The 13,986-nt window shown below is 69.8% G+C and carries 10 protein-coding genes; 5 read left to right on the top strand and 5 right to left on the bottom strand.

Translation table 11 applies throughout. The features are described from left to right. Window positions 1-1,162: 1,162 nt before the first annotated feature. From ABGA98_RS15725 to ABGA98_RS15715, 3 genes are read left to right on the top strand one after another with little or no spacing between them, the layout of a single operon-like run. Entirely contained in the window at window positions 1,163-1,642 is a 480-nt protein-coding gene (locus tag ABGA98_RS15725; protein ID WP_347619023.1) for a CAP domain-containing protein, read from the top strand. A gap of 49 nt (window positions 1,643-1,691) precedes the next feature. Then, the gene (locus ABGA98_RS15720) at window positions 1,692-1,943 is read left to right on the top strand and encodes a transposase (RefSeq protein ID WP_347619022.1); all 252 of its coding nucleotides are present in this window, start codon (window positions 1,692-1,694) and stop codon (window positions 1,941-1,943) included. Window positions 1,944-1,983: 40 nt separating this feature from the next. Next, window positions 1,984-2,700 carry a site-specific integrase gene (locus tag ABGA98_RS15715; RefSeq protein WP_347619021.1) on the top strand — a complete coding sequence of 239 codons (717 nt, stop codon included), beginning with the start codon at window positions 1,984-1,986 and terminating at the stop codon, window positions 2,698-2,700. A 110-nt stretch (window positions 2,701-2,810) separates the two neighbouring features. Here the strand turns inward: ABGA98_RS15715 and ABGA98_RS15710 are convergent, their stop codons facing one another. The 4 genes from ABGA98_RS15710 to ABGA98_RS15695 form a co-directional block, all read right to left on the bottom strand. Beyond that, window positions 2,811-4,019 carry an acyl-CoA dehydrogenase family protein gene (locus tag ABGA98_RS15710; protein WP_347619020.1) on the bottom strand — a complete coding sequence of 403 codons (1,209 nt, stop codon included), beginning with the start codon at window positions 4,017-4,019 and terminating at the stop codon, window positions 2,811-2,813. A 75-nt stretch (window positions 4,020-4,094) separates the two neighbouring features. Next, window positions 4,095-5,021, bottom strand: coding sequence for a glucosyl-3-phosphoglycerate synthase (locus ABGA98_RS15705; protein ID WP_347619019.1), 927 nt, complete (start codon window positions 5,019-5,021; stop codon window positions 4,095-4,097). 33 nt (window positions 5,022-5,054) lie between these two features. Continuing rightward, window positions 5,055-6,494: a helix-turn-helix domain-containing protein gene (locus ABGA98_RS15700; protein ID WP_347619456.1), complete on the bottom strand. Its 1,440-nt coding sequence runs from the start codon at window positions 6,492-6,494 to the stop codon at window positions 5,055-5,057. A 181-nt stretch (window positions 6,495-6,675) separates the two neighbouring features. Next, the gene (locus ABGA98_RS15695; protein WP_347619018.1) at window positions 6,676-8,658 is read right to left on the bottom strand and encodes a hypothetical protein; all 1,983 of its coding nucleotides are present in this window, start codon (window positions 8,656-8,658) and stop codon (window positions 6,676-6,678) included. 150 nt (window positions 8,659-8,808) lie between these two features. Between ABGA98_RS15695 and ABGA98_RS15690 the strand changes: the two genes are divergently transcribed. After that, on the top strand, window positions 8,809-10,743 hold the full coding sequence (locus ABGA98_RS15690; protein ID WP_347619017.1) for a hypothetical protein: 1,935 nt from the start codon (window positions 8,809-8,811) through the stop codon (window positions 10,741-10,743). A 261-nt stretch (window positions 10,744-11,004) separates the two neighbouring features. Continuing rightward, the gene (gene aceA / locus ABGA98_RS15685) at window positions 11,005-12,288 is read left to right on the top strand and encodes an isocitrate lyase (RefSeq protein WP_347619016.1); all 1,284 of its coding nucleotides are present in this window, start codon (window positions 11,005-11,007) and stop codon (window positions 12,286-12,288) included. A 99-nt stretch (window positions 12,289-12,387) separates the two neighbouring features. On the opposite strand, the gene ABGA98_RS15680 is transcribed toward aceA, so the two are convergent. Beyond that, on the bottom strand, window positions 12,388-13,935 hold the full coding sequence (locus ABGA98_RS15680) for a protein kinase (protein WP_347619015.1): 1,548 nt from the start codon (window positions 13,933-13,935) through the stop codon (window positions 12,388-12,390). Between the last annotated feature and the right edge of the window lie 51 nt (window positions 13,936-13,986).

The raw sequence follows: 13,986 nt of genomic DNA, 5'->3' as shown, positions 1-13,986 counted from the left end.
AGGCCCGACCATATGGAAGTGTTCTGGGTCAACCAGCTTGACGGATCTATCCGGCATGCCTACTGGTACGACCAGGGCGACAGGCGCTGGAAGCTGGAACCCCAGTCTAAGATCACCGGCTCGCAGGTCATCGAGCCAGGAACGAGCATTGCTGCTCTCTCGCGCAAGCCCAACACCATGGAGGTGTTCTGGGTCGGCCCCGGCGGATCAGTTGAGCACGCGTTCTGGTACGAGGACACCGCATGGACTCACGGTAGCCGAATCGCTCCGCCTGGCTCTGCCTTCCCGCACGCGGGTATCGCTGCTGTCTCGCGAAGGCCCGACCATATGGAAGTGTTCTGGGTCGACCACAACTTCGCCATCCAGCATGCCTACTGGTACGACGAGGGCGACAGGCGCTGGAAGCTGGGGCCACAGATCACCGACGCTGAGGCCGCCGCGCCTACCACAAGCATTGCTGCTCTCTCGCGGAAGTCCAACACCATGGAGGTGTTCTGGGTCAGCTACGATCAATCAGTTCAGCACGCGTTCTGGTACGAGCACATCAGGTGGACACAAGGCAACCAACCGAGAATCGCTCCGGTTGGTTCCGCCGTCCGGGAGGCAGGAATCGCTGCTGTATCGCGCAGGCCTGACCATATGGAAGTGTTCTGGGTCGACCCCGACCATTCCATCCGGCATGCCTACTGGTACGAGCAGGGCGACAGGCGCTGGAAGCTGGAACCGCAGTCCAAAATTACCGGGGCCCGGGTTGCCTCGCAGGTGACGAGCCTCACTGCTCTCTCGCGCAGGCCCAACACCATGGAGGTGTTCTGGGTCGGCCGCGACGGATCGATTCAGCACGCGTTCTGGTACGAGGGCATCAGGTGGACACAAGGTAACCAACCAAAAATAGCTCCAGCTGGGGGTCGCCAATCCCCAGTCAGGTATCGCTGCCGTCTCCCGCACGCCAAACACCATGGAGGTTTTTTGGATCGGACCAGGTCTGCCACTGCGGCATACATTCTGGTACGAAGGATTCTCATCATGGCGAGACACCGAGGCGCCCATTGTTCCAATCTCGAATTGCCAGGGGGCGGAGGCACCGTATGCGGCCTATGTGGGGTTGACCCCTCAAACTCCCGCCGACGTTCATGCAGTCGAGCACGCTCTGCTTTACCTGGTGAACCAGGAGCGGAGTCTGAAAAGTTTGCCACCGCTCTGCTACAACGACCAGCTCGCAGCCGAGGCTCGAGCGCACTCGGAGAACTGGGCAACCAACCCGACGCGACCTTGCCCATTCAACTCGGAATGGCAGTTTTGTGGCCACTGGGACTCTCGACCAGAATTTCCTTGGCCGGAGGAGCGCTTCTCGAAATATGGACCGATCGGCCATATTAAGTATGCCGAGAACACCCAGTGGGGTGTCTTCGGAACAGCCTTTGGCGACCAAGTAGTCCCTGACGGATACACCTGGGGCACTGCCAGAACAGCCGTGTATTGGTGGATGAATCACGACCCGGCAAACAACTACGCCAAGAACCTGCACCGCGCTGCCATTCTTAACCCAGACTTCAGGGATGCTGGTCCGGGAGTCGGCCGCTACACCCCGGGTGCCGGCCCCAACGGCGCGACCTTCACGATGATGTTTGGAGCGCGCTGACCGATGGTGGAGCGCTTCCCGCAGAGCGGGTCAAAGAGGCGATGGGCCGGTGGGCGTGGCGGCCTTCATCTGCTCCCAGAAGACCGGCCACGGCGTCGACCACGCGATCTCCTGCCGGGCGCTGGAGGTCTCCCCGTCGTGGTTCTACAAGTGGAAGAACCGCATCGGGGTGGAGGCTCCAACCGTCCGTGAGCAGCGGCGGGCCCGGTTGGATGCGGAGATCCAGCGGCTGTTTGCGGCCTCGGGCGACACGTACGGCTCACCGCGGATCACTCCGCTGCTGAGGGCCGCTGTGGCATAGGACCGTCTCCACGGTTTGAGGGGATTGACAGTACAAGAAGGTGGTCCCGTGGCCGGATCTGGTGGTCCTCTCGATCAACGCCGCCCATCCTGAGCATCTGCGTGCTATGCCGGGCCTCGGTGCTGGATGCGGCATGCGGGCGGGCGAGTGGTTCGGCCTGGCGCTCCAAGACGTGGACTTCGACGAGATGGTCATCCACGTGCGGCGCCAGATCAAGAAGCTGAATAGCGAGTTCGTGTTCGCTCTGCCGAAGAGGGACAAGGAGCGCACGATCCCCATGTCCCAATGGGTCGCGGAGCATCTACGCATGCACCTCGACGCCCACGAGCCCCGGCCGTACACCTTGCCCCGGGAGAAAACCAGCGGGAAGCCCCGCACGCATAACCTGCTGTTCCGGTGGGCGACTGACGACTGGCACCGCAACTACGACGAGACTGTCTGGAAGCCTGCACTCGTTGCGGCCGGGGTCATCCCGGAGCCAGTCAAGGACGCAAGGGGCAGGCGAAGGTATCTCACGACTCGCCAGCAAGGTACGCACCAACTCCGCCACTACTTCGCCAGCGTCACGCTGGCAGGTGGCGTGACCATCAAGGATCTATCCGAGTACCTGGGGCATGCCGACCCGGCGCTTACTCTCAGTGTCTACGCTCACATGCCGCCTTCGTCGCACGACCGGGTACGCGAAGCCATCGACCTTCGTCGCACGACCGGGTACGCGAAGCCATCGACCGTCAGTCCGGCGGCCAGATCTTCCTGAAGCAGAACTGAGGCAGAACTGAGATCCGCGCACTGGCTTAGGGACTGGTGGGAGGTGGCGTGTCGCGATGATGGTGCTGCGGCCACGCCGCGCTCTGACGTGCGGAGTTCTTAGCGAACGGGCAGGCCGGTCACCGCTCGGCCGATGATGAGGCGCTGGATCTCCGACGTGCCCTCGAAGATGGTGAAGATCTTGGCGTCGCGGTGGAAGCGTTCAACCGGATGGTCGCGCGTGTAGCCGGCGCCGCCCAGGATCTGGACAGCCTGCTCGGTCACCCACACCGCCGTCTCTCCCGCCACCAGTTTCGACATCGAGCCCTCCGCCTGCTCGAAGGGCCTGCCGTTCCTGGCCATCCAGGCGGCTCGCCAGGTCAGCAGGCGGGCGACGTCGACGCGGGTCGCCATGTCGGCCAGCAGGAAGGCGATCGCCTGGTTCGAGCCGATCCTGCGGCCGAACTGCTCCCTCTCGCGGGCGTAGTCCCTGGCGTACTCGAAGGCCGCCCGCGCGATGCCCACGGCCATCGCGGCGACGGCCGGGCGGGTGGTCTCGAACGTGCGCATCGCCGCCTGCTCCCCCGCCCGCTCGCCGTTACGCACCCGGCTCAGCCGGGCCTCCAGCTTCTCCTTGCCGCCGAGCAGGCACGAGCCCGGTACGCGTACGCGGTCGAGCACGACCTCGGCCGTGTGCGAGGCGCGGATTCCGTGCTTGCGGAACTTCTGGCCCATGGACAGGCCGGGCGTGCCCGGGGGGACGACGAAGGAGGCCTGGCCACGGGTGCCGAGTGACGGGTCGACCGAGGCGACGACCACGTGCACGTTGGCGATGCCGCCGTTCGTGACCCACGCCTTGACGCCGTCCAGCACCCAGTCGTCGCCGTCGGGCACGGCACGGGTGCGGATGGCGCCGACGTCGGACCCGGCGTCGGGCTCCGACGCGCAGAAGGCGCCCAGCTTGACGTCGCTCTCTGACCCGAACATCTGCGGCAGCCACTCCCCCACCTGCTCGGGCGTGCCGTTGCCGGCCAGGGCGGCGGCCGCCAGCCCGGTGCCGACGATGGACAGGCCGATGCCCGCGTCGCCCCAGAAGACCTCCTCGAACGCCACCGGCAGCGCCAGCCCGCTCTCCTCGAACCACTGGGTGGCGAAGAAGTCGAGCGAGTAGAGCCCTATCTTGGCCGCCTCCTGGATGACCGGCCACGGGGTTTCCTCGCGCTCGTCCCATTCGGCGCCCGCCGGGCGGATCACGTCGCGGGCGAACGCGTGCACCCAGTCGCGTACCTCGGCCACGTCGTCGCTGGGCTCGGGACAGAAAGCGCTCATGCAGACCCCTTGCTCGTTACCGCCGGTAACACCCTACCGGCGGGTAGGCCGATCAGGAAGCCGTCGATCAGGGACTCAGGCCGCCATCGTGATCATCGGCGGGCGTTCGGCGATGCCGATGTCGGTCAGCAGGACGTCGTGCCCGTCCGCCGCCCTGCGGAACTGCGCCAGCCGGAGCGACGGCACATGGCAGGCCTCGATCTTGCCCTGGCGTTCCAGCCGTGACCACGCGGCCAGCATGATCTGGGATGCCATCCCTCCCAGGGCCTCCGTCGACTGCGGTGCGTGCTCCCGCGAGCCCAGATCCACCTGCGCGAACGCGTCCAGCCCTGCCAGTTCGAGAAGGTCGATCAGCAGCCCGAGCTCCACGCCGTACCCGGTCAGGAACGGCACCCGCTCCAGGGCGGAGCGCCGGCCGGCGTACTCGCCCGCCAGCGGCTGCACGAACCCGGCCAGCCTCGGCCAGTGGAGGTTGATCAGCGGGCGGGCGACCAGTTCGGTGACGCGGCCGCCGCCGTTCGAGGAGCCGTTCAGGGGACGGTCATAACAGGCCTTGGCGTACACCACGCTCGGGTCGGCGAGGATCGGTCCGAGCAGCCCGAATACCAGTGAAGGATGAAATTTCCGGATATCGGCGTCGGCGAACACCAGCACATCCCCCGACGTGACCGCCAGCGACTTCCAGAGCGCCTCCCCCTTGCCGTCGAGCGGCTTGAGCTGCGGCAGGATCTCGTCCTGAGCGTGCACCGTGGCGCCGGCCCGCGCGGCAACCAGCGCCGTGTCATCGGTGGAACGCGAGTCGATGACCACGACCTCGTCCACGAGCCCGCCCAGCTCCCGCCGGATCACCGTGACGATCTCCCCCACGGTCTCCCGCTCGTCGCGAGCCGGGAGCACCACGCTCACCGTGGTCGTCCCCTTGGCGGCCACCAGGTCCCCGAGCGGCCAGTCCGTGACGCACGAAGTACGGCGTCGCAACCATCCACGCACCTCAGGCAGCATGCGACCCCTCCCCCCGTATCCCCACATTTCAGCTTAAGGGGTGGTGGCGTGGCGCTCCAGGAAGGTGTAGACGTCCGCCTCGTCCACGCCGGGGAACGACCCGGGCGGCAGCGCGGCCAGGACGTGGGAGTTGGCGCGGGCGGACGGCCAGGCGTACCCCTCCCACCGTTCGGCCAGCCCGGCGGGCGGGCGGCGGCAGCAGTCACCGGTGGGACAGCCGGAACGGGTGCGGTTGGTGGTCTCGCGCCCCCGGAACCAGCGCGACTCCTTGTACGGCACCCCCAGCGTGATGGCGAAGTCCCGCTCGCGCGACGGATCGACGTGGGCCAAGCAGAAGTAGGTCCCGGTGGGCGAGTCGGAATACTGGTAGTACACCGAGAACCGGTCGGGCGAGGCGAACACCTGCCGCCCCGACCACTGCTGGCACATGCGCTGCCCCTCGATGGCCCCCTGCTCGTCGGCGGGGAAGACGATGCCGTCGTTCTCGTACGCCTTGTAGATGATGCCTCCGGCGTCGTTGCGCACGAAGTGGCAGACGAGGCCCAGGTGGTGGGTGGCCAGGTTGGTGAAGCGGTGGGCGGCCATCTCGTACGACACCGCGAACACGTCGCGCAGGTCCTCCACCGACACCGCCCGCTGCGCCTTGGCCTCCTGGAGGTAGGGCGCGGCGGCCCGCTCGGGGACGAGCACGGCGGCGGCGAAATAGTTGGCCTCGGTGCGCTGGCGCAGGAAGTCGGCGAAGTCGCGGGGTTTGTCGTGGCCGAGCGCGAGGTGGCCGAGCGTCTGGAGCAGGATCGTGCGCGGGGTGTGCATGCCGAGCTGCTCGTGTTTGACGTAGATGCGGCGGTGGCGGAGATCGGTGATGGAGCGCACGGAGCGCGGCAGGTCCTGGGCGGTGTGCACGGTGTAGCCGAAGTGCGTGACCAGCCCCTGGATCATGCTCTGCGACAGGGCGCCCGTACGGTAGCCGACGGCGTCGAGCACCTGGGCGGCGGCCTTCTCGATGTCGGGGAAGTAGTTGCCCACCTCCCGCTGCCGGCGGCGCAGCTCGGCGTTGGCGACCCTGGCCTCCTCCGGGGTGGCGGTGCCGCGGGCCTGCCGGGCGCGCAGCTCGCCGTACAGGCCGAGGAGGTGTTCGAGCACGTCGTTCGGCACGCGCGCGGAGACCTTCAGCCGCGGCAGGCCGAGCCCCGCGTAGATGGGGTCGCGCTGGGCCTCCTCCAGCGCGATCTCGAGCTGGGCGCGGCGGTTGGGCGGCTGGCGGCGCAGCAGCTCCTCGACGGGGACGCCGAGGGCGGAGGCCAGCGACTTGAGCAGCGACAGTTTGGGCTCGCGCTTGCCGTTCTCCAGCAGTGACAGCTGGCTGGGCGCCCTGCCGACGCGCGATCCCAGGTCGGACAGGGTGAGGCCGCGCTGTTTACGCAGGTGGCGGAGCCGCTGGCCGAAGGCGATCAGATCCAGCTCCTGCGTCAAAGACAGCGGTTCTTCACCGAGCAACGGCCCCATGTCCGGCATCTTAGGCAGAAAAACGAGCCATTTTCTAGCCTTCGCCTTGCTGCCGCCAGCCCAAGAGGGCCGGCTCGCGCACGCCTTCCGCGCCGGCGGGCCGGCGCGGAGCCGACCCGCCGGCGCGGAACCCACGACACGTCCCGGCTCAGGCCGGAACCTCGGTCCCGGGAGCGGGGACGGTCACGGGCGGGCAGCGCGGGTCCAGCCGGATCCGCGCCAGGTCGCGGCCCACGATCGCCCAGGCGTTCCACGAACCGGGCTCGAAGTGGAGCTGCGGGTTGGTGTGCCACTCGTCGCCCATCCCGGTGGCCAGCAGCGTGGCCCCGCGCTCGGCGTCGAGTTCGTACGCGTTGCCGCCGCCGCGGAAGACCGAGGCGAACAGGCGGCCCCGGTGCACGGTCAGCTCGCCGTAGCCGGACAGCGTGCCCTGCCGGACGACCTGCCGGGTCGCGGGGTCCCAGGCGATCCAGGCTCCCGAGTCGCGCTTGTACGACGCGTACAACAACCCGCCGTGCAGCTTGACGTCCTGGAAGGTGCGGTGGCCCGGCACCGGCTCGGCCTGCCACAGGACGGTACGGCGGGCGAGGTCGAAGGCGGCTATGGAGGCGGACGGCGCGCTGGTGCGGAACACGTCGCCGGCCAGGTAGACCACGCCCCGCTCGGCGTCGAGCGTCAGGCTCATGAGGCTCTGGCCGGGGATGACCCCCTGGTACACGTCCATGTCGCCGGTCTGCGGATCGACCACCGACAGCGCGCCGCTGATGCTCGCCGACAACGACGCGGTCGCGACCAGGAGCTTGCCGGAGCGGGGGTCGTACTCGATGTCCCAGGGCCGCTTCTGGTCGTGGCCGAGGTAGCCGAGGCTGCGGACCTCGTCGGTGCGCACGTCGACGGAGATGATCTCGCCGGTGGGGTACATGGCGGCGTAGACCTTGTTCCCGTCGCCGACCATGGCCTTGGGCTCGCCCGGCACCCGGATCCTGCGCTTCTCGCCGGTGCGCAGGTCGCGGATCTCCATGGCGAAGTGCCCGCCGGCGTACACGGCTCGGCCGGGGACGAGCAGCATGCTCTGCGTGCGCTCGGCGCCGGGCGGCAGGCCCGCGTCGATCAGGTCGGTGAACTCGGCCGCGCCGGTGCCCGCGTCCAGCGACCACAACCCGCCGCTGCCGGCGACGGACAGCAGCGTGTTCTCGCCGGTCACGTGGAGCAGGCGGGTCTCGTCGCCGTAGGACGGCGGGGCGATGACCTTGGTGAGCGCCGTGTCGCCGGTCCGGTAGCGGTAGACGGTCCCGTCGGGGCGGGAGGCGGCGTAGACGGAGCCGTCCGCGGCGGTGGTCAGCGCGTCCAGCAGCCCGGACTCCACGGTGACCCGCCGCAGGTCCGTGCCGTCCTTGCGGACGTCGATCAGCTCGCCGCCGGCGGCGGCCAGGACCCGGTCACCGTTGAGCGCGACGACGCCGATCGCGGCGCCGCCGGCCGCGAGCTGCCGTACGGCGCCGCTCTCACGCTCGATACGCACGAGCAGCCGCTTCTCCAGCAGGCCCGCGTAGACGTAGCGGTCGTCGGCCGCCACCGCGCGCACGTTGTGCTCGCCCTGAGCCGGCACGTCGTAGCGGCGGACCGCGCCGGTGCCGGGGACGTACTCCCACACGCGCCCGTCAGGGGAGGTGCCCGCGTACAGGGTGCCGTCGGGGGCCGCGGCCAGGCTCCAGACGAAACCTCCGGCCTTGCCGAAGGAGTGCAGGTGCTCGACCTTTCCTGTGGCGATGTCGAAGCCGTACAGGTCCGGTACGGGATAGGTGCCGACATAGACCTTGCCGCCGGACACGGCGACGGCCCAGCCGCCCTCGGGCTCGCCGTCGGCCGGGCCGTCGGGGAGCGTCGCGCTCCTGACCACCTGGCGGGTGCTCAGGTCGATCTCGGCGAGCACGGGCGGCTTGGGGCCGCGGGTGACGACGTAGGCGTGGCCCTCGTGGACGGCGGCGCCGACGACGGCCCCGGTCACCGAGGCCGGTCCGTACGTGGTGACCGCCTGTCCGCCGCACCGCGAGGGGGCGGCCGAGGCGGCGGCGGGCGAGACGAGAGCGGGTAACAGGCCCGCCACGACGACAAGCAGGGATCGGAGCATACCCAGGACCTCTCGTTCATTCATGCTTCATTTTGGTCCAGACCGTAACCTTGTGAGCATCCTCCGTCAACAACGGAGGGCCGTTCGCGATCTGGACATTACGGCCCAGGCCGTTATAACGTGCGGCGAAACCGCACCAGGGAGCCGCACATGATCCCCCGCCGTCGATTCCTGCAGGCTGCCGCCGTCGCCACGGTGGCCGCCGGCCTGCCGGCCACAGCCGCCCACGCCGCCACACCCGCCGAAGGCACGCTCACCGACCTGGGCCCCGCCAGCGTCGCCAGCCCTCTCGGCAACGCCGAGTTCGTCGGCGGCGTGCTCTACGCCGGATCGCGCGGGCTGTCGCCCAACGTGGTCGGCGCCTACGACCTGGCCGAGGATTCGGTCACCGCCCATTTCGACATCCCTACGGGCATCGGGGTATGGGCGATGTGCAGGGTCGGCACCGACGTCTACGTCGGCACCCACGCCAAGTCGGACCTGTACAAGCTCGACACGGTGGCCGGCTCGGTCACCAAGGTCGCCTCCGTTCCCGACCACTTCATCTGGACCCTCGCCGCCGCCCCCGACGGCAAGGTCTACCTGGGCACGTCGGAGCCGGGCAAGGTCAAGGAGTACGACCCCGCCACCGGCGCCGTCCGCGACCTGGGCGAGGCCGTGCCGGGCGAGGCGTACGTACGCGCCGTCCAGGCCGACGACACGCACGTCTACGCCGGCGTCGGCGCCAACGCCCATCTCATCGCGATCGACCGGGCCACCGGCGAGCGGCGCGACCTGCTGCCCTCCGAGCTGGCCGACCGCGACTGGGTGTCGAGCATGCACGTCTCCGACACCCACATCGCCGGAGGCATGAACTCGCTGGCCGAGCTGATCATCCTGAACAAGGCCGACCCGTCCGACCACAGGGTCGTCAAGGCCACGGCCCCGGGCGAGAAGTACATCGTCTCGGTCCTCATCCACGACGGCCACGTCTATTTCGCGGGGCGCCCCACCGGCACCTTCTACCGCTGCCGGCTGGACACCGGCGAGCTGGAGGTCCTCGGGGTGCCGTACTTCGAGGCCGCCACCCACCGCATCCTGGCCCATGAGGGCCGGATCTACGGCGTGCAGGACAACGCGGTGTTCGTCTACGATCCGGCGACCGGCGCGCTGGAGTACCGCAACCTGGTGCAGCGCGGTTTCCGCGCGGCGGCGGAAGAGCCGATGTCGGTGCACTCCGACGGCGAGCGTGTCTACGTCGGCGGCAAGAGCGGCGCCGACATCCACGACCTGGCCACCGGCGCGGTCACCCGGCTGTCCATCCCCGGCGAGCCGAAGACCATGCTCACCGTCGCGGGCACCACCTACCTCGGCGTCTACACGCAGGCCGCGCTCTACTCCCACCGCGCCGGCGACACCGAGGCCAAGCTGCTCGCGCGCACCGGCAACCAGCAGGACCGGCCGCGCGACCTCGCCTACGACGACCGGACCGGCGTGCTCGTGATGCCGACCCAGCCCGAGCCCGGCCACATGAACGGCGCGCTGTCCTTCTACTCCCCGCGCACCGGCGAGTACGTCACCCAGCGCCCCGCCGTCGAGCGCCAGACGGTCTACTCGGTCGTCACCCGGAAGGGCATCGCCTATCTCGGCACCCTCACCCAGGAGGGACTCGGCCTGCCGCCGGTCACCTCCACCGCGCGCCTGGCCGCCTACGACCTGTCGGCGCGCGCGTTGTTGTGGGAGGTCGAGCCCGTCCCCGGCGCCCGCTACATCTCCGCGCTCGCGCTCGGCCCGAGGCACGTGTACGGCATGGCGAGCACGGGGCTGGTCTTCGAGTTCGACCCGCGGACCCGGAAGGTCACCCGTACGCTCCAGGTCGGCGCGAAGGGCGGGGACCTGTTCGTCGTGGGCCGGGTGGCGTACTGCGGCGACGGCGACAAGGTGTACAAGATCGACCTGGCGGGGTTCACCGCGAAGGCCATCGTGACCGGGCTGGCGGGTCAGTGGTTCGGCGGCGAGCCCAAGCTGGCCCTCGACCCGTCCCGACGCGCCCTGTACGGAGTCAAGGGCCGCAATCTGGTGCGCATCGCCATCGGCGAGGAGTGACACCGGCCATCGGCCACCACGTGATCCGGCTCTGACCGAGCACGTGGTGGCCGTCCTCATGTCCGCCGCAGCACCGAAGATCGCGAACAACCACGAGGTGACCGGGCTCAGCGAAAACTCGTGATTTTTTCTCCGCAGAATACTGGCAAGTAGTGCAGTTTTCGGAAATTTCCTTGAATCTTATCGTCGTCACCGACTTTCGACCGGGTGTCCGGGGGCAGAGACTCGGCGTAAGCCCCAGGGGACGACGAAGGAGTGATCATGAAGGATCGCCTCAAGGGAGCTGCGGAGCAGCTGCAGGACGAATGGGACGGGGACCCGCGCTGGGCGGGCATCGAGCGCACCTACAAGGCCGAGGACGTGATCCGGCTGCGCGGCAGCGTCCAGGAAGAGCACACGCTCGCCCGGCTCGGCGCCGAACGGCTGTGGGGCCTGCTGCACACCGAGGACTATGTCGCCTCCCTCGGCGCGCTGACCGGCAACCAGGCCGTCCAGCAGGTGAGAGCGGGACTGAAGGCGATCTACCTGTCCGGCTGGCAGGTCGCCGCCGACGCGAACCTGGGCGGGCAGACCTACCCGGACCAGAGCCTCTACCCGGCCAACTCCGTGCCGGCCGTCGTGCGCCGGATCAACAACGCGCTGCTGCGGGCCGACCAGATCACCTGGTCGGAGGGCGTCGAGAGCCCGTACTGGCTGGCGCCGATCGTGGCCGACGCCGAGGCCGGGTTCGGCGGGGTGCTGAACGCCTTCGAGCTGATGAAAGCCATGATCGCGGCCGGCGCCGCCGGCGTGCACTGGGAGGACCAGCTCGCCTCCGAGAAGAAGTGCGGCCACCTCGGCGGCAAGGTGCTGATCCCCACCGGCCAGCACATCAAGACGCTCAACGCCGCCCGCCTCGCCGCCGACGTCTGCGGCGTCCCCTCACTGATCATCGCGCGGACCGACGCCCAGGCCGCGACGCTGCTGACCAGTGACGTGGACCCGCGCGACCAGGCGTTCACCACCGGCGAGCGCACCGCGGAGGGCTTCTACCGGGTCAGGAACGGCCTGGAGGCGTGCATCGCGCGCGGCCTGGCGTACGCGCCGTACTCCGACCTGCTCTGGATGGAGACCGGCACGCCCGACCTGCAGGTGGCCCGCGAGTTCGCCGAGGCGATCAAGGCCGAGCACCCGGAGCAGATGCTCGCCTACAACTGCTCTCCGTCCTTCAACTGGAAGAAGCACCTGGACGACTCCACGATCGCCAAGTTCCAGCGGGAACTGGGGCACATGGGGTACAAGTTCCAGTTCATCACGCTCGCCGGGTTCCACTCGCTCAACCACTCCATGTTCGACCTGGCCCAGGGGTACGCCGGCGACGGCATGCCGGCGTACGTGGAGTTGCAGGAGGCGGAGTTCGCCGCCGAGGCGCGCGGCTACACCGCGACCCGGCACCAGCGCGAGGTCGGCACCGGCTACTTCGACCTGGTCAGCACGGCTGTGGCTCCCGACTCCTCGACGACCGCGCTCAAGGGCTCCACCGAGGAGGAGCAGTTCGCCCGCTGAGCACCTGAACGCGCCGGCCACCTCCAGGGCATGGGAGGGTTCCCCGGCGTCCACAGGAAAGGCCGCGCCGGTCCTCCCCAGCACCGGCGCGGCCTTTCCTCATGAGGAGCCTGTGGGCGTCGGCGTCGGGGTGTCCTGGCCGGGGGTGGAGGGCCCCGGCGACTCGCCGGGGCCGTCCTGGGGGATCGTGGTGATCGACGACGACGGCCGCGGGCAGTCCCGCCTGGCCATGGGGCCGCGCCTCCTGCCGGCCGGGTCCGCGCACGCGCCGGGGCCGTCCTCGCGGGGCTCCTCCGGCCTGGCAGCGCCGGACGGGCGGCCTCCCGGCGGCCGGAACGTGTCCCACCGATGGGGCGAAGGGCTGCGCACGCCCTCCTTCGTACGGGTGCGCGTGACGAACACCGTGGGCGTGGCGGGCGTCGTCGCCGGCACGGTCCGGATGGGCGGCACGCGCCCTGCCGGGGTGGCGACGGGGCGCGTGGTGGACGCGCCGCTGCCCTCCGGCCGCACGGCGGGCGGCGGGTCACCGGGCAACAGCGAACCGCCACCGACGGGAGCGCCGTCCGCCCCCGACGCCGCGATCACCGTGATGGCCGCGATCGAGACCGTGGCCAGCGCGGCGAAGCTGGCGTGCGACAGGCTGGCTCCAGCCCTGGCTCTCCGGCGCTTGCGGGATCGTTCCAGCCCTGCCTCCGCGGCGAGCTCGCCGGACCCCGTCCCGGCGCCCCCGTGCCGTACCCGCCCCCCTCCTGGCGGGTACGGCACGGGGGTCCAGATCTCTGTCAGTACCTCGTCGACCGCCTGGCGCAGATCCCACGGGTCGCCCACGCCGCCGGCGGCCAGCAACACCCGCAGCAGGTCGGCGGCCCCGGGCCGGCCGGCGGGATCCTTGGCCAGCGCCGCCTCGACGGCGGGCCGCAGCAGGGCGGGCACGCCCTCGATCCGCGGCGGCTCGAACAGGATGCGCCGGGTCAGCACATCCGTCTCCCCGCTCCCGAACGGGTGGTGGCCCGTGGCGGCGAACGCCACCAGGCACCCCCACGCGAACACGTCGGACGCCGGCAGCGCGGCCATGCCCGCCGGCCGGCCCGTTAGCCGCTCCGGCGCCACCCACCCGGGACTGCCCATGACCTGCCCGGCCTGCGTGTGGGCGGACAGCGTGTCGACGTCGCGGGCGATGCCGAAGTCGATGACCCGCGGCCCCTTCGTGGACAGCAGCACGTTGCCCGGCTTGAGGTCCCGGTGCACGAGCCCGGCCTCGTGGACCGCGACCAGCGCGGCGGCGACGCCGAGCGCCACGCCGTAGGCGCGGTCGGGCGTCAGCGGACCCTCCGCCAGGACGACCTGGGAGAGCGCGGGGCCCGGGATGTACTCGGTGACCAGGTAGGGCCGGCCCTGGTCGGCGCCGTCCTCGACGACGGCCGCCGTGCAGAACGGCACCAGTCTGCGCGAGAAGGCCACTTCCCCGGCGAAGCGGGCGCGTAACGTGGCATCGTTGAGATGCACCGCATGTGGTGTCTTGAGCGCCACCAGGCCGGCACGAGGGTGTTCGGCCAGATAGACGATCCCCATCCCGCCCACGCCGAGGCGGCCCAGCAGCAGATATCGCCCGATGATGACCGGGTCGCCCACCGTAAGCGGTCGCACGCCGGCAGGCAGATCGCTCGCACCACGCGCCATCCGGGTTTCGCCCTTCCT

The sequence above is a fragment of the Nonomuraea sp. B1E8 genome, assembly GCF_039871515.1.
GTDB lineage: Bacteria > Actinomycetota > Actinomycetes > Streptosporangiales > Streptosporangiaceae > Nonomuraea.
This window is presented reverse-complemented; position numbering and strand designations above follow the sequence as displayed.

What these genes read in the sequence shown, in the direction of transcription:
- ABGA98_RS15695 (WP_347619018.1), bottom strand. Translation starts at nt 8,658, where the DNA reads ATGCTCCGATCCCTGCTTGTCGTCGTGGCGGGCCTGTTACCCGCTCTC.
- ABGA98_RS15710 (WP_347619020.1), bottom strand. Translation starts at nt 4,019, where the DNA reads ATGAGCGCTTTCTGTCCCGAGCCCAGCGACGACGTGGCCGAGGTACGC.
- aceA (WP_347619016.1), top strand. Translation starts at nt 11,005, where the DNA reads ATGAAGGATCGCCTCAAGGGAGCTGCGGAGCAGCTGCAGGACGAATGG.
- ABGA98_RS15690 (WP_347619017.1), top strand. Translation starts at nt 8,809, where the DNA reads ATGATCCCCCGCCGTCGATTCCTGCAGGCTGCCGCCGTCGCCACGGTG.
- ABGA98_RS15705 (WP_347619019.1), bottom strand. Translation starts at nt 5,021, where the DNA reads ATGCTGCCTGAGGTGCGTGGATGGTTGCGACGCCGTACTTCGTGCGTC.